The organism is Limnohabitans sp. Rim8 (assembly GCF_945901735.1).
Lineage (GTDB): Bacteria > Pseudomonadota > Gammaproteobacteria > Burkholderiales > Burkholderiaceae_C > Limnohabitans_A.
The window spans coordinates 1-20,418 of sequence record NZ_CAMDLM010000011.1; the positions used below are offsets into that span (position 1 = coordinate 1).

The following is a 20,418-nucleotide window of genomic DNA, read 5'->3' on the forward strand; positions in this document are numbered from 1 at the left end:
CGTTTCAAGATGAGATCTGCCGGGGCCTTGAGCCCCCTAAAGAGTCGTTCAAGACCAGGACGTTGATAGGTCAGGTGTGGAAGCGCAGTAATGCGTTAAGCTAACTGATACTAATTGCTCGTGCGGCTTGACCCTATAACTTTGATACAAAGTGTCAAGGTGTTTATGCCAAGGCGCATTCAAAATAAGCTGATTCGCTCTATAGATTCGTTTGCACATTTTTTGTGTGTAAACAAAAAGTTATGCCTGATGACCATAGCGAAGTGGTCCCACTCCTTCCCATCCCGAACAGGACAGTGAAACGCTTCAGCGCCGATGATAGTGCGGATTCCCGTGTGAAAGTAGGACATCGTCAGGCTTCTAAAAGCCCGAAACGCCCCACCGACTGGTGGGGCGTTTTGCTTTGTTCGCCAGCCTTTGCATCGGCGTAATTAAAAAACATTTTTTCTTGCGAGGGTGATTACCCGATTGACTTGATGTCATTTTGCTTAAATACTTGAGACTTCAAATGTATGGGTCTAAATTTAAGTCCTGTGCTCTTCAAGCAAAGTGAGTGGACATGAAAATCGTATCAATTGGCGGCGGGCCATCGGGGCTTTATTTTGCGTTGCTGATGAAAAAACTCGGCGCTCACCATGACATCACAGTGGTCGAGCGCAACAAACCCTACGACACCTTTGGCTGGGGCGTGGTGTTTTCAGATCAGACGCTGGAAAACATGCGTCAGTGGGACATCGAGACCGCCAATGAGGTGCAGCAAGCTTTCAACCATTGGGACGACATCGAGCTGCATTTCAAGGACCGCGTGATTCGCTCGGGAGGCCACGGCTTTGTGGGCATCGGCCGCAAGAAACTGCTCAACATCCTGCAAGAACGTTGTGAGGAATTGGGCGTCAAGCTCCAGTTTGAGCAGGATGTGGAGTCGGACCTGGACTTCCCTGATGCAGACCTGATCATCGCCAGTGACGGCGTCAACTCTCGGGTTCGCAGCAGGTTACCCGAGATTTTCAAGCCCGATATCGTGACCCGTCCCAACCGTTTCATTTGGTTGGGTACCAATCGCCAATACGACGCTTTCACCTTTTTATTCGAGAAGACTGTGCACGGCTGGTTCCAAGCGCACGTCTACAAATTTGACAATCAAACATCGACCTTCATCGTTGAGTGCCCCGAGCACGTCTGGCTGGCGCACGGCCTGGACAAAGCAGACCAAGAAGCGTCGATCGCTTTCTGCGAAAAGCTCTTTGCCAAGAACTTGCAGGGCGAAAGGTTGATGACCAACGCCCGTCACCTGCGCGGCTCAGCTTGGCTGAACTTCCAGCGCGTCAAGTGCACCAACTGGTCCACGTTCAACGGCAACAGCCATGTGGTTCTGATGGGCGATGCTGTGCACACCGCACACTTTGCCATCGGCTCGGGCACCAAACTTGCGCTCGAAGATGCCATCGAGTTGGTGCGACAGTTCAAAGCCTTGGGCGACACACCCGACCGTATCCCCGAGGTGCTGCAGCACTACCAAGCCGTGCGCGAGATCGATGTGATTCGCCTGCAAAACGCCGCATGGAATGCCATGGAGTGGTTTGAGGTCTGTGGCGAGCGTTATTGTGACCAGCTCGAACCCGAACAGTTCATGTACTCGATGTTGACCCGCAGCCAACGCATCAGCCACGAGAATTTGCGCCTGCGTGACAAAGAATGGCTGGAGGGCTACGAGGCCTGGTTTGCGGGGCGCACCGCCACGCCAGGCATCAGGCCGCCGATGTTCACGCCCTATACCCAGCGTTCGGTCACGCTTAAAAACAGAGTCGTGGTTTCGCCCATGGCCCAATACATGGCAGTGGACGGCCGAGCGGGAGATGATCACCTGGTTCACCTGGGCGCACGCGCCATGGGCGGCGCGGGCTTGGTCATGGTCGAGATGACCGCGCCCAGCGCCGATGGCCGCATCACCCACGGCTGTCCAGGCCTGTGGAACGATGCACAGACAGAAGATTTCAAACGCATCACCCACTGGGTGCATACCAAATCAGACGCCAAAATTGGTCTGCAAATCGGCCACGCCGGCCCCAAGGGTTCGAGCTGCCGTCCATGGCAAGGCCGAGGCATGGACCAGCCTGTGCCTGCCGATGACCCCGAAGGGAGCTGGCCTTTGCTGGCGGCGTCCGCCCAAGCCTATTTGCCTGACGGCGACGTCCCCCGCGCCATGAACCGTGCAGACATGGACCGCGTTACTGCCGAGTTCGTGGGCAGCACCCAGCGTGCAAACCAAGCCGGTTTTGACTGGCTCGAACTGCACTGCGCACACGGTTATTTGTTGTCGAGCTTCATCAGCCCGCTTACCAACAAGCGCACCGACGATTACGGCGGAACGCTTGAAAACCGTCTGCGTTATCCACTGGAGGTGTTCACCGCCGTGCGCGCCGCTTGGCCTGCACACTTGCCCATGTCGGTGCGCATCTCGGCGCACGACTGGGTCGAGGGCGGCATCACGCCCGCCGATGCAGTCGAGATCGCGCGCGCCTTCAAGGCTGCAGGCGTCGACATGATCGACTGCTCTTCCGGCCAAGTGAGTGCCCAGCAAAGGCCCACCTACGGGCGTATGTACCAAACCCCCTTCGCCGACCGAATCCGACAAGAAGCTGGAATCGCCACCATGGCAGTCGGCGCGATCTCTGAAGCCGACCATGTCAACAGCATCCTGGCCGCAGGCCGCGCCGACCTTTGCGCCGTGGCCCGTCCGCACTTGGCCAACCCGGCATGGACTTTGACCGAAGCGGCGCGCATTGGTTACAAAGACATCGCCTGGCCCCGCGCCTACGAGTCGGGCAAGCCCCAGCTCGAAGCGGGCTTTGCCCGCGAGCGCGCCCTTCAGACAGCGACCAAAGGGGACTGAGGTGGCCCAAAAACTGGATGACCGTCACGCCCTCATCACCGGTGCAGGCGCAGGCATCGGCGCAGCCATCGCGCTGCAGTTGGCCCAGGCGGGCTGCCGACTCACGCTCTGCGGTCGCTCGCAGGGCACCTTGCAAGCCCAGGTCGAAGCGCTGCGCGAACAAGTGCCCGATGTGACCGTGTTGATTGCGCCCATGGATGTGGCCGATGCACACGCCGTGCAAGCCGCAGTTCAACTAGCCCACGCTCGCTTTGGCCCTGTGAACATCCTGGTCAACAACGCAGGCCAGGCGAGCAGCCAGCCCTTTGCCAAGACCGATGCTGCGATGTGGCAGCAGATGCTGAATGTCAACCTTACGGGCGCTTACCACTGCATCCAGGCGGTGTTGCCGGGCATGCTCGAAGCCGCCCAATTGGGGACACCCGGGCGCATCGTCAACATCGCCAGCACCGCGGGCCTCAAAGGCTACGCCTATGTGAGCGCCTATGTGGCGGCCAAGCACGGCGTGGTGGGCCTCACCAAGGCCCTGGCGCTGGAGTTGGCGCGCAAGGGCGTGACCGTGAACGCCATTTGCCCAGGCTACACCGAGACCGACATCGTGCATGAAGCCGTACTAAACATCGTGACTAAAACAGGCAAGACCGAAGCGCAAGCGCGCCAGGCCCTGGCCGCAGGCAACCCGCAGCAACGCCTGGTGCAGCCGAATGAAGTCGCCCAAAGCGTGTTGTGGTTGTGTGCGGCGGGCAGCGACGCGATCAACGGTCAGGCCATTGCCATTGACGGTGGGGAGTTGGCGGGATGAGTGCAAGACCTGACACGGACATGGAGGTGCGAGCCCACGCCGATCACCATGCCTCGTTGCGCCTGTGGTTGCGCTTACTCTCGGCCACCACCCGCATCGAAGACACGATCCGGCATCGACTGCGCGAGCAGTTTGGCATCACGCTGCCACGCTTTGACCTCATGGCCCAACTCGAACGTGAGCCCAAAGGCCTGTCGATGGGGGAGCTGTCGCGACGCATGATGGTCACCGGTGGCAATGTCACCAGCATCGTCGATCAGTTGGAAAAGGAACAGCTCGTGCAGCGACAACCCCAGCCAGGGGACCGACGTGCGTATGCCGTGCACCTGACGCCAGCAGGTCGTGAGGCTTTCTCAGCGATGGCCATCGCTCACGAAAGCTGGGTCGTCGGTTTGCTGTCACCCTTGGCAACGCCACAGCAAGAGCAATTGTTCCAATTGCTGGCCACACTGAAAACCGGCCAAGCCAACCCAGCCAACTCTGCCCAATAGATCCATCACACCACCCGGCAAGACCTTAGGAGAACAAATGAGCCCACGCTACCTGCCCGGCCAGCCCCACCAGCTGCCCCGTCACAACCAGCCCATGGCGGGTTACCAGCCCGAGCACTTCTTGTTGTCCGTCAAAGACGGTGTGGCCACAGTCAGCCTGAACCGCCCCGAACGCAAGAACCCGCTGTCCTTCGACTCGTATGCCGAACTGCGCGACTTCTTCCGCGCATTGCCCTACGCACCCGACATCCACGCGGTGGTCATCACCGGGGCGGGGGGCAACTTTTGCTCCGGTGGCGATGTGCACGAAATCATCGGCCCGCTCACAAAGCTCGACATGCCGGGCCTGCTGGCCTTCACCCGCATGACGGGCGATTTGGTCAAGGCCATGCGCGCCTGCCCGCAACCCATCATTGCCGCCATTGACGGCGTGTGCGCCGGGGCCGGGGCGATTTTGGCCATGGCGTCTGACCTGCGCTACGGCACCGAGCGCAGCAAAACTTATTTCCTGTTCAACAAGGTGGGCCTGGCCGGTTGCGACATGGGCGCGTGCGCCTTGTTGCCGCGCATCATCGGCCAGGGCCGTGCGAGCGAACTGCTGTTCACCGGGCGCGGTTTGGGCGCGCTGGAAGCCGAGCGCTGGGGTTTTTACAACCGGGTGTGCGAGGCCGACAGCGTGCTGGCCGATGCGCAGGCCATCGCCGCCCAGCTGGTGGCGGGCCCCACCTTTGCCAACGGCATCACCAAAAAAATGCTGCAACAAGAATGGAACATGGGCGTGGACGAAGCCATCGAGGCCGAAGCCCAAGCGCAGGCCATCTGCATGGCCACCAACGACTTCCACCGTGCGTACCACGCCTTTGTGGCCAAGCAAACGCCCATATTCGAAGGCGACTGAGCCATGACCAACAACCCATCACAACAGCCAACACAGCACCCCGCCGAACTCGACTGGCCTTTCTTTGACGACAGCCACCGCGACTTCAAAGTGAGGCTGGACGCTTGGTGCAACGAGCACCTGGCTCACGCTAACCATGACGAAAGCCGTGACGCGGTCGACGCTGAATGCATCCGCCTGGTGCGCCTTCTGGGCGCAGGCGGTTGGCTCAAGCATGCAGTCTCCGGCACGGCCTATGGCGCAGCATCCGACGTCATCGACACGCGTCAGCTGTGCCTGCTGCGCGAGACGCTGGCTTATCACAACGGTTTGTCGGACTTTGCTTTTGCCATGCAGGGTCTGGGCACTGGGGCCATCAGCCTCATGGGCTCGCCTGACCAAAAGCAATGCTATCTGCCCCGCGTGGCTTCAGGCCAGGCCTTGTCGGCCTTTGCGCTCAGTGAGCCCGAGGCCGGTTCTGACGTGGCCGCCATGCAGTGCAGCGCCACCGCCACGGCAGAAGGCTATGTGCTCAATGGCCGCAAGACCTGGATCAGCAACGGCGGCATTGCCGACTTTTATGTGGTGTTCGCCCGCACGGGCGAAGCGCCCGGGGCGCGTGGCATCACCGCTTTCATCGTGGACGCCGACACGCCCGGCTTGACGATTGATGAACGCATCGACGTCATCGCGCCGCACCCGCTGGCCACGCTCAAGTTTGACCACTGCAAGATAGCCGCCAGCCAGCGCATTGGCGAGGCAGGCCAAGGCTTCAAGGTGGCCATGGCCACGCTCGACGTGTTCCGCACGTCGGTGGCGGCTGCCGCTTTGGGTTTTGGGCGGCGTGCGCTGCACGAGTCCATCGCCTGGGCGCGTTCTCGCAAGATGTTTGGCCAAAGCTTGGGCGACTTTCAAATCACGCAGGTCAAGATCGCGCAGATGGCCACCATGCTGGATGCCGCCACGCTCTTGACCTACCGTGCCGCATGGCTGCGCGACCAAGGCGCACGCATCACCCGCGAAGCCGCCATGGCCAAGATGACCGCCACCGAAAACGCGCAACAGATCATCGACATGGCGGTGCAGATGCACGGCGGCATGGGCGTCAAAAAAGGCGTGATGGTGGAGTCGCTGTACCGCGAGATCCGGGCGCTGCGCATTTACGAGGGCGCGACCGAAGTGCAGCAGCTGATCATTGGCAAGGATTTGTTGAAAGGCTGATGCTTCGTTGCGTCTGCTCGGGTGAGCTGCCGAAGAGCCCCGGGGGCGGGAGCCTCATGCTGCGGGGGTACGCAGAAATCGGCCCCCGCCCCCGGGGCCCCTCGACAGCGTGGTGCGGCAAGCGCTGCACAGAAGCAACAAAAAAAGGAGACAAGAACATGAAGGACTGGAACGAACTGCTGCCCAGCAGCCACACCGATACCTTTTCGCGTGACCGGCTGCCGCCCAAAGACCAGCTGCCCGTGTTCATGGCCGACCTGCCTGAGCTCAACTACCCCGACCAAATCAACTGCGCGGTGGAACTGGTGGACCGGCATGTGCAGGGTGGCCGTGGCGACCGCATCGCGCTGCACGGCGTGAGCGACTTCAATGCGGGCGGGGGTGACTTCAGCTGGACCTATGCCCAGCTGCAAGACAAAAGCAAGCGCATCGCGCAGGTGTTGACGCAAGACATGGGCCTCGTGCCCGGTAACAGAATTTTGCTGCGCGGCGGCAACAGCCCCATGATGGCCGCTTGCTTGCTCGGCGCGCTCAAGGCCGGTTTGGTGGCGGTGCCGACCATGCCGCTGCTGCGTGCGGGCGAGTTGGCGCAAATCATCGATAAAGCGCAGGTCAGCGCCGCGCTGTGCGACAGCTTGTTGGCCGATGAACTGCAGCACTGCATGACACCCGGCCACGCCAGCCATGTGCCTTGCCTGAAACAGAGTGTGATGTTCCGCAGCGAAGCTGCCGATGGCCTGGAGCAGCGCATGCAGCGGCACAGCGATGCTTACACGCCACACGCCACCAACCGCGACGACGTGTGTCTGATTGCCTTCACCAGTGGCACCACGGGCAAGCCCAAGGGCACCATGCACTTTCACCGCGATGTGCTGGCCATGTGCGACCTGTTTCCGCGCCACATCCTGCGCATGACCGAAAACGACGTGGTCTGCGGTACGCCGCCGATTGCCTTCACCTTTGGTCTGGGCGGTTTGCTGGCGTTTCCGCTGCGCTATGGCGCCAGCACCGTGCTGCTCGAAAAGCACACGCCAGAGACCTTGCTGCAGACCGTGGCCAAGTACCGCGCCACGCAGTGCTACACCGCGCCCACCCTGTACCGCCAAATGGCGACGATGGCGGGCCAGTACGACCTGAGCAGCCTCAAGCACCCGGTGTCAGCAGGCGAGGCCTTGCCCGACGCCACCCGCCAGTTGTGGAAGCAGGCCACCGGCATCGAGATGACCGACGGCATTGGCGGCACCGAGGTGATCCACATCTACATCTCCAGCGCGGGCCAGCAGGTGCGTGCGGGCAGCATCGGCCAGGTAGTGCCCGGCTATGTGGCGCAAATCGTGGACGACGACATGCAGCCCGTGCCGCCCGGTGTGGTGGGGCGTTTGGCGGTGCGTGGCCCCACGGGCTGCAAATACCTGGCCGACCCGCGCCAACAGGACTATGTGAAAAACGGCTGGAACCTGCCCGGCGACACCTTTGTCATGGACGCCGACGGCTACTTCAGCTACCAGGCCCGCAACGACGACATGATCATCTCGGCCGGCTACAACATCGCCGGCCCCGAGGTCGAAGGCGCTTTGCTGCAACACCCGGCCGTGGCCGAGTGCGGCGTGGTCGGCATGCCCGACGAAGAACGTGGCCACATCGTGCAGGCCTATGTTGTGCTCAAGCCCGGCCACACAGGCGATGCGGCCATGGAAAAAGCCTTGCAAGAGCACGTCAAAAAAACCATCGCCCCGTTCAAGTACCCGCGCAAAGTGGTGTTCATGGACGTGCTGCCGCGCACCGAAACCGGCAAACTGCAGCGCTTCAAGCTGCGTCAAATACGCTGACCGTCATGGCAGACCTGTGTGAACGTCATGGCCTGAGGATTTCAGAGAGCATGGCGAGCCAAGCGCGGCAACCTGTCACCCAATCCGTCATTGCGAGCGAAGCGCGGCAATCCATATTAGATGGCCAGTTGTTCTCCATCCACACCAAAATCCATAAAGGAATCAACATGTTCAACGTCTTGCAACCCGAAGGCTGGGCACCCGCCAAAGGCTATGCCAACGGCATCGAAGCGCGTGGCCGCATGGTGTTCATCGCGGGCATGATCGGCTGGAACGGCCAGTCCCAATTCGAGACCGACGACTTTGTGGCCCAGTGCCGCCAGGCCCTGCAAAACATCGTCGACACACTTGCGTGCGCAGGCGCAGGCCCACAGCACATGGCCCGCATGACCTGGTACGTCAAAGACAAGAAGGAATACCTGGCACGCGGCAGAGAGCTGGGCAAGGTCTACCAGGAAGTCATCGGCAAAAACTACCCCGCTATGACGCTGGTGCAAGTGGCCGATCTGGTGGAAGACCGGGCGCTAGTTGAGATCGAAGTCACGGCGGTGGTGCCGGAGTGAACAAAAAAAGCCATGGTGAGAAGCTGCAGAAAGCCTAGATTAATCGGCATTTAGGTTGTAACAGACGTTGAACTAAAGTGGCTGGAATCATCAAACTGGCCCAATACTGTCAGTCGAGAAATTCCATTCCTGCATATGGATGCTCGCGGCATTGCTTTAAGCGAGATGCCAAACTACCAACGTGTATTTCAAGCTTGTGACCATCAGGGTCGAGAAAGTAAAAGGAATCTCCTTCGCTGCTGTTGCTCTTCCATTCGACAACGCCTGCTTGGATAAGCTTGGCAACGAAGGTAGCGAACTTCTCAGCTGAGGCGGAGAAAGCGTAATGGGTGTAGTCAGCCGAAGGTTCCGTCAGTCTTTTGTCGTCTAGCGACAGGCACAGCCATAAGTCGCCAAGCTCAAGGTATGCCCCTTTGTTCCATGTTGCTCTTAGGCGAAACCCTAGCAACTCTCGGTAAAAAGGAATGCTCAGTTCTAACGACTGCACTGCAAGGGTTAGGTGGTTCAAGCCAGATAGCACTGTGGACATCCTTACTGGGTGTTGTGTTCAATCAATCCTACAGGAACACTCCCCGTGTTCCACGGTGCCCTTAGCAGCCTGATTTCTGACTGTCCGCTTTCGATGCAAAACAGCCTTTGAGTCTTAACCCTAATCACTCACCACAGAGATCGTTAATCGATGGTTCATTAAACCTAAAGCTGAAAAGTCTTGAATACGGCCCGCCAACTTGGGGCGGGAAGGTGCTTGGTTTTGCACCGTCGATTTGCTGAAGAATGGGGCGGATTTTCATTGCAACGCTTGCAACACCGCTGTTGGATTGCGATCAATCACGTTGAGCAATACCAGCGATGCACCGCTGGGGGAGCGGTCGCCACGCTCCCAATGCCGCAGTGTGGCGACTGAAAAACCAAAGTGAGCAGCAAACTGTTCTTGTGTCAGGCTCAGTCGCTGTCGCAGGTCCAGCACATTGACGGCATGAGGCTGGTACAGCTTGACGCTAGTGGTTTTTGTGTCTTTGGTCTTGGCATGCGCAATGGCTTCCGTCAGGCCTTGTTGGATGCTCATGAATGCATTGGTCATGTGTGTACCCTTTTACGATTCAAACCACATTTTCGCCAGCACTGCTATGCGCCGCAATCAAGCTCTCCAACATCAGTTTGAGTTGATGCGCCGGGTCCGAACCCAAAGCAGACACCACCTGCGCCTCGTGCGCTTTGGCTTGCTTCAGCAGGGGCTGTACTTTGCGCCGACCTGTGGCCGTGAGGCTGACCAGGCTTTGCCGTTTGTCGTGTGCGGCGTCGCAACGCTTGACCCACCCGGCGTCTTGCATGCGACCCACCAGTTTGGTCACGGTGGGTTGTTTGGCCAGCACGATGCTGGCGAGTTCATTGATGCTCAAGCTGTCTTTGCCCGACAAGCTGGCCATGACGCGCCATTCCAAAAGACTCAGGCCGCTGGCTTCCACCACGGCGTGGAATTCGCTCGAAATCAAATGGCTGGCGCGCGCCAGCAGGTAGGCGAGGTAGTCGTCGACAAAGCCAGGCTCGGGGGTCATGGCAGCGGTTTGTGCAGAGATGCCGTTGAACTGAACTGCCCGCCTTGGTAGACCAGCGGTGCCGTGCCATCGCTGAAACCGCAGCGCTCCACCTCGCCCACAAAAATCACATGGTCGCCTTCTTCGTGTCGGCTGCGGTTGTGGCATTCGAACCAGGCCAGTGCCCCATCCAAAATGGGCAAGCCCGACTCGCCCAGCGTGAAAGCGGTATCGGCAAAGCGGTCGCCCTTGCCGAAGGCAAAACGGTTGCACACATCCAGCTGATCCGCGGCCAGCACGTTCACCACGTAATGCGTGCCCGCATGGAACAGTGGTGCGCTGCTGGCGCCTTGCCCCAGGCTCCACAGCACCAACGGCGGCGTGAGCGACACCGAGTTGAATGAACTGGCGGTGATGCCCACAAAGTTGTGGCTGGCTGAATCGCCCTTGTGTGCACCCTTTGAGAAGGTGGTGATGACGGTCACTCCCGTGGCAAAGCGCGACAGGGCTTGCTTGAAATGCGGCGTTTCAAAGTCTGGGCTCAGCGCTTGGATGTGGGATGGAAGGGTTGGGTGCATGGGTTGATCATAGTTGAATTGCATGAATTTTCATATAAACTGATCACTCATGCCTGCAGGTGAGCCGTTCAGCGCTGCAGGCTAAGGAGACAAGCATGCTGGTGGAACGAATCGAAAACAAGTGGCTCGCGGCGTTTAACCGCACCTTCACGCTGTGCAAGGTGCAGCCAGGCGAAGTGGTCGCGATTTTGGCCGAAACCCAATCACGCCGGGTGAACGTGGACTTGGCCCGCCTGGCGCTGGAGGCCATGGGGGCCCGTGTGTTCGAGGTCACTTTGACCACGCCCCCGCTGACCGCACCCGCGCCGGTGCGCTCCACCGGCGCCAGCGACGCCATTGGTCAGCTGGGCCCGGTGGTGGCCGCGCTGGCCCGCGCCGACATGGTGGTGGACTGCACCGTCGAGGGCCTGCTGCACGCCCCCGAGCTGCCCACCATCATGAAGGGCGTGGACGGGCACATGCCGCGCCTGCTCATGGTGTCCAACGAGCACCCCGAAATTTTGGAACGCACCGTGCCCGATCCGGCGCTCGAAGGCGTGGTGCGCTCGGCCATGAAAAAGCTCCGCGCTGCGCAGCAGATGCATGTGACGTCTGCGGCAGGCACCGACCTGCGCGTGCACCTGAAACATGGCGACAAACAAGCCGTGGTCGGCGGTGTGTGGGGCTTTTGCCCTAAGCCCGGCATGGTGTCCCACTGGCCTGCGGGCTTGGCGCTGGCGTTCCCGGTTGCGGGCAGCGTCAACGGCACGCTGGTCATGGCCCCCGGTGATGTGAACCTGACCTTCAAGCAATACCTGCGCGACACGATCCGCTTGACCATCGAAAACGACAGCGTGGTCGCCATCGACGGGCAGGGCGTGGATGTGGACATGATGCGCGGCTATTACAAGGCGTGGGAAGACTTTGAGGGTCACCGCGCTTGCTACGCCGTCTCGCATGTGGGCTTTGGCCTGAACCCGGCCGCACGCTGGGACGCGATGGCTTTCTACGACAAGCGCGACTGCAACGGCACCGAGCTGCGGGCCTTTGCGGGGAACTTTTTGTATTCGACCGGGGCCAACGAGGTGGCAGGCCGCCACACGCTGGGGCATTTCGACTTGCCCCTGCGCGGCTGCACCATTCGGCTGGACGACACCGTGGTGGTCGATGCCGGTCAGGTCGTGAGCGCGGCGCTGGCATGAGCGAGCCTGCATTCACCGACGTGGGCTTGCCCACACAGCCTGCCGTGGTGTTTTTGCATGGCGTGGGCGGTGGCCGACACGGATGGGCGCCGCAGCAAGCGCATGTGGCCCAAATGGGTTGGCGCAGCCTGGCCTGGGACATGCCCGGCTACGGTGACAGCGCCAGGGTCACCCCCTATGACTTCGCGCATTTGGTGCAAGCCCTCTGGCAAATGCTGGACGCTGAGCACATTCACCAAGCGGTGTTGGTGGGCCACAGCATGGGCGCGATGGTCGCGCTTCAGGCCTGGACGCAAGCGCCCGAGCGGATACGCGCCATGCTGCTGGCCGCCAGCAGCCCGGCTTTTGGCCACACCGACGGGGATTTTCAAAAGCAGTTTTTGGCACAGCGCCTGGCCCCGCTGGAAGCAGGAAAAACCATGGGCGACATCGCCGACCGTTTGATTCCGTCGATGGTCGCTCCCGGCAGCACTGACCCTGCCATGAAGCCTGCGCTGGTGCTGGCGCACCAAAGCATGTCTGCCGTCCCGCCCGACACCTACCGCGCCGCCTTGCATGCGCTGGTGCAGTTCGAGCAACGCGCCGCCTTGCCCACCATCACCGTGCCGGTGCTGTGCCTGGCCGCAGAGTACGACCGCACTGCGCCGCCCACCGTGATGGCACTTATGGCGCAAAAGATCCCTGGTGCGCGCTACGCCTGTCTGGCGGGCGCGGGCCATTTGCTGCAGTACGAACAGGCCGAGGCTTTCAACGCCGAACTTGAAAAATTTTTGAAGGACCTGCAACCATGAGCGACGTGCAAGCCAACTCCCAGCAACCCGTCATGCCGAACACCATGCCGATTTGTGGCGACGATTACCCCCTGACCGAAAAACAGCAAAAGCTGATGGCGCTGGCCCGGCAACTGGGCCGCGAGAAGTTCGCGCCCCGCGCCGCGCAACTCGACCGCGACGCGCAGTTCCCGTTTGCCAACTACGACGACATGCGCGACTCCGGCTTGCTGGCGCTGTGCGTGCCCGAGGCACACGGCGGCCAAGGTGCCGACTACGCCACCTATGCCATGGTGTCGGCCGAAATCGGGCGCTACTGCGGTGCCACGGCGCTCACTTTCAACATGCATGTCTGCACCACGCTCTGGAGCGGCTTGCTGTCGGAAGACCTGGAGATGACGCCCGAGCAACGCGCCACCCACCGCCAGCACCAGGCCACGCACTTTGCCCGCGTGGTGAAAGACGGCGCGATTTACGCGCAGCCTTTTTCGGAAGGCGGTGCTGCGGCATCAGGGGCACAACCCTTTGGCACCCTTGCGGTCAAGGTCGATGGCGGCTGGAAGATCAACGGCAAAAAGATCTTCGCATCCCTGTCAGATGCTGCCGATTACTTTGGCGTGTTGTGCACCGAGAAGAAAGAAGGCGCTGACCTGTCGCGTCGCGACACCTTGTACTTGGCCATCCCGCGCACCTCGCCGGGTTTGACCATCGAAGGCGATTGGGACCCGCTGGGCATGCGCGCCACCGTGTCACGCAATCTGATTTTCAAAGACGTGTTCGTGCCCGACGACGCGGCGCTCATGCCGCAGGGCCTGTACTTTCAGGCGGCCAGCCGCTGGCCGCACATGTTCATGACGCTCTCGCCCACCTACATGGGCATCGCGCAAGCAGCGTACGACTTCACTGTGGCTTATCTGCGTGGCGAGATTCCGGGTACCGGCCCCGTCAAGCGCCGCCAGTTCGCGACCAAGCAGATCGCCTTGGCCGAGATGTTCATCAAGCTCGAGCAAACCCGCAACCTGTTCTTGCGCGCGATTGAAGACGCCAAGGTCGACCCGGCCAAGTCCACCCGTCTGCGGGCCTACGCCGCGCAATACACCATCATGGAAAACGCACAAGACATCGCCCGTTTGGCCATCCGCACCTGTGGTGGCCAGTCCATGCTCAAAAGCCTGTCGCTCGAGCGCCTGTACCGCGATGCGCGCTGCGGCTCGCTCATGCTGCCCTGGACCGCCGAGCTGTGCATGGACCGCATTGGCCGCGAAGCCCTGTACGAACCCGGCGAAAAAGACGAGTGATGGGGGCAGAAGAAACCAGCCAGATCGCGGCGCGCTTTGCGCAGCTCGCGCACGAGCGCGGCACGCAGCCCGCCATGACCTTCAGGGGCGACGAGCGCAAGCCTGATCAGAGCTTTGAATACGACTTCGCCAAGTTTTGGCGTCGCGTGGCACGCGTCACCGCGCACCTGCAATCCAACTGGGGCGTACAACCCGGTGACCGCGTGGCCTGGCTGGGCTTTAACCACGAGCTGCAGCTGGTCACGCTGGTGGCTTGTGCACGTTTGGGTGCGGTGTTTTTGCCGCTGAATTTCCGATTGGCAGTGCCCGAGTTGCAGCAGGTCATGCTGGACGCGCAGCCGCGTCTGCTGGTGCACGACAGCCACCATGCCGACACGGCGCAGGCGCTGCACGCCATGCGTCTGCAACACACCCACCACGACACGTTAATCGCCACTGCCTCGCCACGCGACCTGCCATTGCCTGACGTTCACAGTGACATGCCGCTGCTGCTGGTCTACACCTCGGGCACCACGGGTGTGCCCAAGGGTGCGGTGCACACGCAAGCGGCGCTGCTGGCCAATGCCCGTGCCAGCGCATGGGCGCACGACTTTGTAGAAGGCGACAAGGTGCTGTCCACGCTGCCCATGTTCCATGTGGGTGGCCTGTGCATTCAGACCTTGCCCGCGCTGTTGGCCGGGGTTCAGGTGGTGCTGCACCCGCGCTTTGATCCGAACGCGTGGCTGGACGAGATGACCACCAGCCGGCCCTCGCTGTCGCTGCTGGTGCCCGCCACCATGCGCGCCCTGTTTGAACACCCGCGTTGGGCGGGTACGTCGCTGGCCTGTCTGCGCGGCATCATGACCGGCTCGTCCACCGTGCCTGTGGCTTACCTCGAAACGCTGCACGAACGTGGCGTGCCAGTCGGCCAGGTCTATGGCACCACCGAAACCGGCCCTGTGTCCATCGTGCTGCGTCTGCCCGAGGCCATGGCCCGCGTGGGCGCATCGGGTTGGCCGCACCCGCAAGCGCAGGTCAAACTCATCGACGGCCAAGGGAAGGAGGTCGGTCCCGGTGAAACGGGCGAAGTCTGCATCCGCGCCGCCAACCTGATGCAAGGCTACTGGCGTTCCGACGGTGAACTCAACGCGGGCCTGCAAGACGGCTGGTTCCATTCCGGCGACTTGGGGCAGCGCGCCGAAGACGGCTGCATCACCATCGTGGGCCGCAGCAAAGACATGATCATCTCGGGCGGTGAAAACATTTACCCGGCCGAAATCGAAAACCAGCTGGTCACCTTGTCCGGCGTGGCTGAAAGCGCGGTGGTCGGTGTGGCCGATGCCCGCTGGGGCGAAGTGCCGGTGGTGGTGCTGGTGCGCAGCCCCGACGCCACAGGTCAAGCATTGAGCGTCGAAGCCGTGCTGGCGCACCTGCAGTCGCGCATTGCCCGCTTCAAGTTGCCGCGCCGCGTGGTGTTCATGGGCACCTTGCCCAAAAGCGCTTTGGGCAAGGTGCAAAAGCCCGTCTTGCAGGCCCTTTTGACCGGGACAAACCCTTAAAAACGCCTTCTTTCTTCGCTTGTGCGACAGGGTTTGCGGGCCTGCGTGGCATCATCATTTGATTCATCAAAACAAGGAGATACGCATGAGTCAAATCACCCGCAAACTTTCACGTTCACTCACCCGCCGCCCTGTCTTAGGGTTGGCTGCCGCTGTTCTTTTGTCGACCACGTCTGCCGCCTGGGCGCAAACCGCCTGGCCCACCAAGCCCGTCAAGATCGTCGTCCCCTTCGCGCCCGGCGGCACCACCGACATCCTAGCCCGTGCCATCGCCCCAGACTTGAGCAAAGCCTTTGGCCAATCCTTCGTCATCGAAAACAAAGGCGGTGCAGGTGGCAATCTGGGGGCTGAACAAGTGGCCAAGTCAGCCGGTGACGGCTACACCCTGCTCATGGGCACCGTGGGCACACACGGCATCAACCGCGCGCTGTACGCCAAGCTGCCCTATGACCCCTTCAAAGACTTCGCGCCCATCACCTTGGTTGCAGGCGTGCCCAACGTCATGGTGGTCAACGCCGAAAAAGCGGCGGCCAACAAGATCAACACCGTGAACGACTTCATCAAGTACGCCAAAGCCAACCCGGGCAAGCTGAACATGGCCTCCAGCGGCAATGGCACCTCCATCCATTTGGCCGGTGAGTTGTTCAAGTCCCAGACCGGTACTTTCATGGCGCACATTCCTTACCGGGGTTCTGCCCCAGCGCTGCTGGATCTGTCGGGCGGCAACATGGACGTGATGTTTGACAACCTGCCCTCTGCCATTCCTTTGATCAAAGGGGGCAAGCTCAAAGCCCTGGCCGTGACCAGTAGCCAGCGCTCTGCGGCCATGCCCGAACTGCCGACGGTGGAAGAGGCTGCCGGGCTCAAAGGGTTTGAGGCCAGCAGTTGGTTTGGTTTGTTGGCCCCTGCCGGGACGCCTGCCGATGTGGTCAGCCGTATCCAGCAAGAGGTTGCCAAATCGTTGGCGAGCCCCGCCATGAAAGAGCGCTTGGCGACGCTGGGTGCGATCCCCAGCGGCAACACGCCCGCGCAATTTGCCGAGCACATTGATCGCGAGCACAAGAAGTGGGCCGATGTCGTCAAAGCATCGGGCGCCAAGGTGGACTGATGGCCTGGTTTGAGGGCTTTGAGCGGCAAACGCTCACCGTAGCGGGCTTGCCCGTTTGCTTCAGCCGCTCGGCCAATTGGGCGGCGCAAGCTCACCTGCCGGTGCTGGTGTTGCTGCACGGCTTTCCGCAAACCCATGTCATGTGGCACCGTGTCGCGCAAAGCTTGCGCGGCCGTTATCGGCTTGTGATGCCCGACCTGCGGGGTTACGGTGATTCGTCGCATGCTGTGGGCGACGCGCAGCACCTGCACTACAGCAAACGCGCCATGGCGCAAGAGGTGGTGGGCTTGCTCGATGCCTTGGGCGTGGGCGACTTCTTTTTGTGTGGTCACGACCGGGGCGGGCGCGTGGCGCACCGTTTGGCTCTGGACCATGCCCGGCGCGTTAAGAAGTTGTGCGTCATCGACATCGCGCCGACCTTCGACATGTACGGCGGTCTTTGGGGCAAAACACCCGATGTGTCAGGCCCAGTGGCTGATCCGTACTTTGCGTTTGCGCAGGCCTACTACCACTGGTTCCACCTGACGCAACCCGCGCCACTGCCCGAGTTCATGATCGGCGGCAACCCGAAAGCCTATTTGCACGCCAAGCTCGGCGGCTGGGGCAGTCAGGGTTTGGCCTACATTGAAGCCGAAGCTTTGGCCGAGTACGAGCGCGCCTTTTGCAACCCGGCGCTCAACGACAAGGGCTGGTCCGCTGCCATCCACAGCGCGGCCGAAGACTATCGCGCTAGCGCAGGCATCGACCTGCAACACGACCGCGAAAGCCGCGAGCGAGGCGCAAAAATCAGCTGTGACACGATGGTCTTGTGGGGCGATCGCGGCGTAGTCAACCGCATGTTCAAACCTGTTGAGTTGTGGCAGGCGCAATGCGCGGGGCAAGTCAGCGGCCAGGTCATGCCTTCAGGCCACTTCATCCCCGAAGAATTGCCCCAAGAGACCAGCGACGCGTTGGCTAAGTGGATGGTGTGAGGAGGATATTTTCGCAGGTCGGGCCTTTACGGTCCGACGGTCATCCATTCGCGAAGCGACATTGCAAACGGCGTCGGTGCACCACGCGCCATGTCGGACCTGAAAGCACCGACCTACAAAAACCGACAACGCAGGTGGTTCAGCGTTGCCTGATCTCTTTGAAGGAGCGCACCCCGTGCGAGATGGGCGGTGATCGGCGGCGGCCTCAAGCCCCGCAACACTTCTTGTACTTTTTCCCGCTGCCGCATGAGCACACATCGTTGCGCCCGGGCGTGGCTTCTTTGATGACCTGCGCCACACGCGGTCCGATGTTGCGCCAAATTTCGCGCAGGTCGTACACCGCCCACAGCGCTTCGCCATAGGCGTTCAGACGCTCTTCGCTCACGCTGGGTGGGCCGTCTTCGGACAGGGCTGACAAGGTGGGCACCGCGTCGTCGTCTTCGGTCAGGGCCACGATGGCTTCGAGCGACAGGTCCTGCCACTTGGCGGCTTCCTTGTCCTTGGGCGTGGCCCATTCTTCGGGCCAGTTTTCGACTGCGAACATGAAGCCCAGCGCCCACACTTGGGCAAACGAGGGGATTTCGCTGTCTTCGATTTCTTCGCGCTCCTCGGGGGGCAGCGAGGCGATGGCCCCGCGCACGTCCATCACTTCGGGTGCGTAAGCCTTGTCGTCGTCCAGCGCTTCCACCGGGGTGTCCAGGGCCAGTTTGATTTCGTTAAAGCGGCGCTGCCACAAGGCCATGAATTGCTGGCGCTGGGCGTCGTCCGCAAAGCTTCCGCTTTCTTGATCGGGGGTGTCGCCGTCGTCCACGCCAAGCAGCATGGGCAGCCATTCGCTGCCGGGAATGGCGCGGCGGCAGCACACCAGCGCGGCCATGAAGCCTTCACAAAATTCCCACTGCGGCGTTTCTTCAAAGCGCTCGCGCAGGTCGTCCAGGATGTTGTCCAGGGTGTCAAAGTCTTCGGCTTCCAAGCCAGCAGTCGTGTTCATGGGGTGTTCCTGTGGTCAGGCGGGGGTAGTGACTGGGTTCAGCGCCACGCCGCAGCGCTCCAGGCGCTTTTTCATGCACAGCACTTGGGCGTCTTTGCTGTGCAGGGCGACGCTGTGGGCAACGGCCAGGTCGATGAATTTCTGGTCGTCGGCGTCTTTGCAGGCGTATTGTGCTTTGGGGGCATCCGGGTGCAGTTGTGCGTGTTGGTCAAAGTGCGCCAGTACGGTATCGGCGGGCAGGGCGCGAGTGGTCAAGCGCTTGACGATTTGCGGGTAGGCCAGCACGCGGGCCAGCTCTTCGCGCATGGCGGCGGTGGCGAGCCACAGCGTGCTCCCGGTCTCTAGGCTCAGGCGCAGGGCCGTTGCCTTGGGTTCGTCAAACACCCACAGGTCGAGCACGATGTTGGTGTCCAGCACGCGCCGCACCGGGTCTTGCGCATCTGCGGCTGTACTCATGGCCCAGGCGTTTCGGCAGCCCCCGGTGTGTCGGCGCTGGGGGTGGCATTGCGCTTCAAGCTGCCCTTGACCATGTCAAAACGGAACAAGCGGCATTCGATGGGGCCGTTCCACATGGGCACGCGGCGCGATTCTTTCAGGCGCATTTTGCTGGGCAGCTTCAGGTCGGGCGTGAGCATCCAGGCGCTCCAGCCGCTGTAGTTTTTCTTCCAGTGGCTGGCCAGCTGGGCAAAGAAGTCACCACCGTCGTCGGTCTGCGCAGTTTCGCGGTGGTGGCTTTGATCGGCTGCGCGTGCGCTTGAACGTGCGTCGGCCAGCGCCCCGGGCTGGAAGCTGTCACGCCCACGGCCCGCCACACCTGCTGCTGCAATGCGCTCGCCATAAGGCGGGTTGAGCAGCATCACGCCGGGTGTCTCGCTGGGCGGCATGCGCTGCAGAGCGTCGCCACCCCGGAACTCGATCACACCGGACACTCCCGCGCGTTCGGCGTTGCGCTCTGAAAAGTCCACCATTCGAAACGCCACATCGCTGCCAAATACGGGCGCAGTGGGTTCGTGCTCCAGGTCACGGGCTTCTTCGACCAGGCCTTGCCAGACGTGGTTCTGAAAGGGCAGCAATTTTTCAAAACCAAAGCGCCGCTGCAAACCAGGCGCGATGCCGCAGGCGATTTGCGCCGCTTCAATCGGGAGGGTGCCGCTGCCGCAGCAAGGGTCATACAGGGGCATCGTGTCATCCCAGCCGCTGGCCGCGATCATGGCTGCAGCCAATGTTTCTTTGAGTGGTGCATCGCCCTTGTCGGTGCGCCAGCCGCGTTTGAACAGGGGCTCGCCCGAGGTGTCAATGTACAGCGTGAGGGTTTCGGGCGTGACGTGGGCGTAGATGCGCACGTCGGGCCAGGTGGTGTCCACGCTCGGGCGCTCACCGCGTTTGGCGCGGAAACGGTCGGCCACCGCGTCTTTGATTTTGAGGGCCGCAAAGTTCAGGCTGGTCAGCGGGCTGTGCTGGGCGGTGATGTCGATCTTGAAGGTCTGCTTGGAGGTGAACCAGATTTCCCAGGCCACCTCGCTGGCGGCGTTGTACAGGTCGTTTTCGTTGCGGTAGTCGGTGACCGACAGCTGCACCAGCACGCGCTGGGTCAGGCGGCTGTGCAGGTTGATGCGCATCGCATCGCGCCACGAGGCGCGGGCCATCACGCCACCGCGACCCGTCATCAGGTCTTGGCCTGTGAGCCCCGTGATGGCGTGCACCTCGTCGGCCAAAAAGCCTTCAACGCCTGCGGCGCAGGGCATGAACAGGTTCAATGAATTCACTCAACT

General features: G+C 61.4%; 20 protein-coding genes and 2 rRNA genes. 15 read left to right on the plus strand and 7 right to left on the minus strand.

Features of this window, described 5'->3' with window-relative positions; all coding sequences use genetic code 11:
• The 9 genes from Q0O99_RS07275 to Q0O99_RS07315 all read left to right on the plus strand — a co-directional run.
• Positions 1 to 135: ribosomal RNA gene (locus Q0O99_RS07275) — 23S ribosomal RNA — on the plus strand; the annotation flags it as partial.
• Between the two features lie 110 nt (positions 136 to 245).
• Positions 246 to 358: ribosomal RNA gene (gene rrf, locus Q0O99_RS07280) — 5S ribosomal RNA — on the plus strand.
• Between the two features lie 201 nt (positions 359 to 559).
• Entirely contained in the window at positions 560 to 2,893 is a 2,334-nt protein-coding gene (locus Q0O99_RS07285; protein WP_293749968.1) for a bifunctional salicylyl-CoA 5-hydroxylase/oxidoreductase, read from the plus strand.
• Position 2,894: 1 nt separating this feature from the next.
• A complete protein-coding gene (locus tag Q0O99_RS07290; RefSeq protein WP_293749970.1) occupies positions 2,895 to 3,695 on the plus strand; it encodes an SDR family NAD(P)-dependent oxidoreductase in 801 nt (266 codons plus the stop codon).
• A complete protein-coding gene (locus Q0O99_RS07295) occupies positions 3,692 to 4,186 on the plus strand; it encodes a MarR family winged helix-turn-helix transcriptional regulator (RefSeq protein ID WP_293749972.1) in 495 nt (164 codons plus the stop codon). The genes Q0O99_RS07290 and Q0O99_RS07295 overlap by 4 nt, the downstream gene beginning before the upstream one ends.
• 37 nt (positions 4,187 to 4,223) lie before the next feature.
• Positions 4,224 to 5,084, plus strand: a complete 861-nt coding sequence (locus Q0O99_RS07300) for an enoyl-CoA hydratase family protein (RefSeq protein WP_293749974.1) — start codon at positions 4,224 to 4,226, stop codon at positions 5,082 to 5,084.
• A gap of 3 nt (positions 5,085 to 5,087) precedes the next feature.
• On the plus strand, positions 5,088 to 6,284 hold the full coding sequence (locus tag Q0O99_RS07305) for an acyl-CoA dehydrogenase family protein (protein ID WP_293749976.1): 1,197 nt from the start codon (positions 5,088 to 5,090) through the stop codon (positions 6,282 to 6,284).
• A 176-nt stretch (positions 6,285 to 6,460) separates the two neighbouring features.
• Positions 6,461 to 8,113: an AMP-binding protein gene (locus Q0O99_RS07310; protein WP_293750132.1), complete on the plus strand. Its 1,653-nt coding sequence runs from the start codon at positions 6,461 to 6,463 to the stop codon at positions 8,111 to 8,113.
• Positions 8,114 to 8,280: 167 nt separating this feature from the next.
• Positions 8,281 to 8,676: a RidA family protein gene (locus Q0O99_RS07315; protein ID WP_293749977.1), complete on the plus strand. Its 396-nt coding sequence runs from the start codon at positions 8,281 to 8,283 to the stop codon at positions 8,674 to 8,676.
• Positions 8,677 to 8,785: 109 nt separating this feature from the next.
• On the opposite strand, the gene fos is transcribed toward Q0O99_RS07315, so the two are convergent.
• From fos to Q0O99_RS07335, 4 genes are all read right to left on the minus strand, one after another.
• Complete coding sequence (gene fos, locus Q0O99_RS07320) at positions 8,786 to 9,196, minus strand: fosfomycin resistance glutathione transferase (RefSeq protein WP_293750133.1); 411 nt, start codon at positions 9,194 to 9,196, stop codon at positions 8,786 to 8,788.
• Positions 9,197 to 9,463: 267 nt separating this feature from the next.
• A complete protein-coding gene (locus Q0O99_RS07325; RefSeq protein ID WP_293749978.1) occupies positions 9,464 to 9,757 on the minus strand; it encodes a helix-turn-helix domain-containing protein in 294 nt (97 codons plus the stop codon).
• 19 nt (positions 9,758 to 9,776) lie between these two features.
• Positions 9,777 to 10,232 (minus strand): MarR family winged helix-turn-helix transcriptional regulator, encoded by a 456-nt coding sequence (locus Q0O99_RS07330; protein ID WP_293749980.1) that lies wholly within the window; start codon positions 10,230 to 10,232, stop codon positions 9,777 to 9,779.
• Positions 10,229 to 10,789 (minus strand): flavin reductase family protein, encoded by a 561-nt coding sequence (locus Q0O99_RS07335; protein ID WP_293749982.1) that lies wholly within the window; start codon positions 10,787 to 10,789, stop codon positions 10,229 to 10,231. The genes Q0O99_RS07330 and Q0O99_RS07335 overlap by 4 nt, the downstream gene beginning before the upstream one ends.
• Positions 10,790 to 10,884: 95 nt before the next feature.
• On the opposite strand from Q0O99_RS07335, the gene Q0O99_RS07340 reads away from it, so the two are divergent.
• The 6 genes from Q0O99_RS07340 (at position 10,885) to Q0O99_RS07365 (ending at position 17,655) form a co-directional block, all read left to right on the plus strand.
• Positions 10,885 to 11,970: a peptidase M29 gene (locus Q0O99_RS07340; protein WP_293749984.1), complete on the plus strand. Its 1,086-nt coding sequence runs from the start codon at positions 10,885 to 10,887 to the stop codon at positions 11,968 to 11,970.
• Positions 11,967 to 12,761 (plus strand): alpha/beta fold hydrolase, encoded by a 795-nt coding sequence (locus Q0O99_RS07345; protein ID WP_293749986.1) that lies wholly within the window; start codon positions 11,967 to 11,969, stop codon positions 12,759 to 12,761. Before Q0O99_RS07340 ends, Q0O99_RS07345 begins: the two co-directional genes overlap by 4 nt.
• 32 nt (positions 12,762 to 12,793) lie before the next feature.
• Positions 12,794 to 14,038 carry an acyl-CoA dehydrogenase family protein gene (locus tag Q0O99_RS07350; protein WP_293750135.1) on the plus strand — a complete coding sequence of 415 codons (1,245 nt, stop codon included), beginning with the start codon at positions 12,794 to 12,796 and terminating at the stop codon, positions 14,036 to 14,038.
• A complete protein-coding gene (locus Q0O99_RS07355; RefSeq protein WP_293749988.1) occupies positions 14,038 to 15,576 on the plus strand; it encodes a class I adenylate-forming enzyme family protein in 1,539 nt (512 codons plus the stop codon). The genes Q0O99_RS07350 and Q0O99_RS07355 overlap by 1 nt, the downstream gene beginning before the upstream one ends.
• Positions 15,577 to 15,661: 85 nt before the next feature.
• Entirely contained in the window at positions 15,662 to 16,684 is a 1,023-nt protein-coding gene (locus Q0O99_RS07360; protein WP_293749990.1) for a tripartite tricarboxylate transporter substrate binding protein, read from the plus strand.
• On the plus strand, positions 16,684 to 17,655 hold the full coding sequence (locus Q0O99_RS07365) for an alpha/beta hydrolase (RefSeq protein ID WP_293749991.1): 972 nt from the start codon (positions 16,684 to 16,686) through the stop codon (positions 17,653 to 17,655). Before Q0O99_RS07360 ends, Q0O99_RS07365 begins: the two co-directional genes overlap by 1 nt.
• A 205-nt stretch (positions 17,656 to 17,860) precedes the next feature.
• On the opposite strand, the gene Q0O99_RS07370 is transcribed toward Q0O99_RS07365, so the two are convergent.
• The 3 genes from Q0O99_RS07370 to Q0O99_RS07380 are packed head-to-tail and all read right to left on the minus strand — an operon-like array spanning position 17,861 to position 20,412.
• Positions 17,861 to 18,646 (minus strand): UPF0149 family protein, encoded by a 786-nt coding sequence (locus tag Q0O99_RS07370; RefSeq protein WP_293749993.1) that lies wholly within the window; start codon positions 18,644 to 18,646, stop codon positions 17,861 to 17,863.
• A gap of 15 nt (positions 18,647 to 18,661) precedes the next feature.
• Positions 18,662 to 19,102 carry a putative toxin-antitoxin system toxin component, PIN family gene (locus Q0O99_RS07375; RefSeq protein ID WP_293749995.1) on the minus strand — a complete coding sequence of 147 codons (441 nt, stop codon included), beginning with the start codon at positions 19,100 to 19,102 and terminating at the stop codon, positions 18,662 to 18,664.
• Positions 19,099 to 20,412, minus strand: a complete 1,314-nt coding sequence (locus Q0O99_RS07380; protein ID WP_293749997.1) for a THUMP domain-containing protein — start codon at positions 20,410 to 20,412, stop codon at positions 19,099 to 19,101. Before Q0O99_RS07380 ends, Q0O99_RS07375 begins: the two co-directional genes overlap by 4 nt.
• Positions 20,413 to 20,418 lie beyond the last annotated feature (6 nt).

What these genes read in the sequence shown, in the direction of transcription:
- Q0O99_RS07285 (WP_293749968.1), top strand. Translation starts at nt 560, where the DNA reads ATGAAAATCGTATCAATTGGCGGCGGGCCATCGGGGCTTTATTTTGCG.
- Q0O99_RS07295 (WP_293749972.1), top strand. Translation starts at nt 3,692, where the DNA reads ATGAGTGCAAGACCTGACACGGACATGGAGGTGCGAGCCCACGCCGAT.
- Q0O99_RS07300 (WP_293749974.1), top strand. Translation starts at nt 4,224, where the DNA reads ATGAGCCCACGCTACCTGCCCGGCCAGCCCCACCAGCTGCCCCGTCAC.
- Q0O99_RS07305 (WP_293749976.1), top strand. Translation starts at nt 5,088, where the DNA reads ATGACCAACAACCCATCACAACAGCCAACACAGCACCCCGCCGAACTC.
- Q0O99_RS07315 (WP_293749977.1), top strand. Translation starts at nt 8,281, where the DNA reads ATGTTCAACGTCTTGCAACCCGAAGGCTGGGCACCCGCCAAAGGCTAT.
- Q0O99_RS07325 (WP_293749978.1), bottom strand. Translation starts at nt 9,757, where the DNA reads ATGACCAATGCATTCATGAGCATCCAACAAGGCCTGACGGAAGCCATT.
- Q0O99_RS07330 (WP_293749980.1), bottom strand. Translation starts at nt 10,232, where the DNA reads ATGACCCCCGAGCCTGGCTTTGTCGACGACTACCTCGCCTACCTGCTG.
- Q0O99_RS07335 (WP_293749982.1), bottom strand. Translation starts at nt 10,789, where the DNA reads ATGCACCCAACCCTTCCATCCCACATCCAAGCGCTGAGCCCAGACTTT.
- Q0O99_RS07340 (WP_293749984.1), top strand. Translation starts at nt 10,885, where the DNA reads ATGCTGGTGGAACGAATCGAAAACAAGTGGCTCGCGGCGTTTAACCGC.
- Q0O99_RS07345 (WP_293749986.1), top strand. Translation starts at nt 11,967, where the DNA reads ATGAGCGAGCCTGCATTCACCGACGTGGGCTTGCCCACACAGCCTGCC.
- Q0O99_RS07350 (WP_293750135.1), top strand. Translation starts at nt 12,794, where the DNA reads ATGCCGAACACCATGCCGATTTGTGGCGACGATTACCCCCTGACCGAA.
- Q0O99_RS07355 (WP_293749988.1), top strand. Translation starts at nt 14,038, where the DNA reads ATGGGGGCAGAAGAAACCAGCCAGATCGCGGCGCGCTTTGCGCAGCTC.
- Q0O99_RS07360 (WP_293749990.1), top strand. Translation starts at nt 15,662, where the DNA reads ATGAGTCAAATCACCCGCAAACTTTCACGTTCACTCACCCGCCGCCCT.
- Q0O99_RS07365 (WP_293749991.1), top strand. Translation starts at nt 16,684, where the DNA reads ATGGCCTGGTTTGAGGGCTTTGAGCGGCAAACGCTCACCGTAGCGGGC.
- Q0O99_RS07370 (WP_293749993.1), bottom strand. Translation starts at nt 18,646, where the DNA reads ATGAACACGACTGCTGGCTTGGAAGCCGAAGACTTTGACACCCTGGAC.
- Q0O99_RS07375 (WP_293749995.1), bottom strand. Translation starts at nt 19,102, where the DNA reads ATGAGTACAGCCGCAGATGCGCAAGACCCGGTGCGGCGCGTGCTGGAC.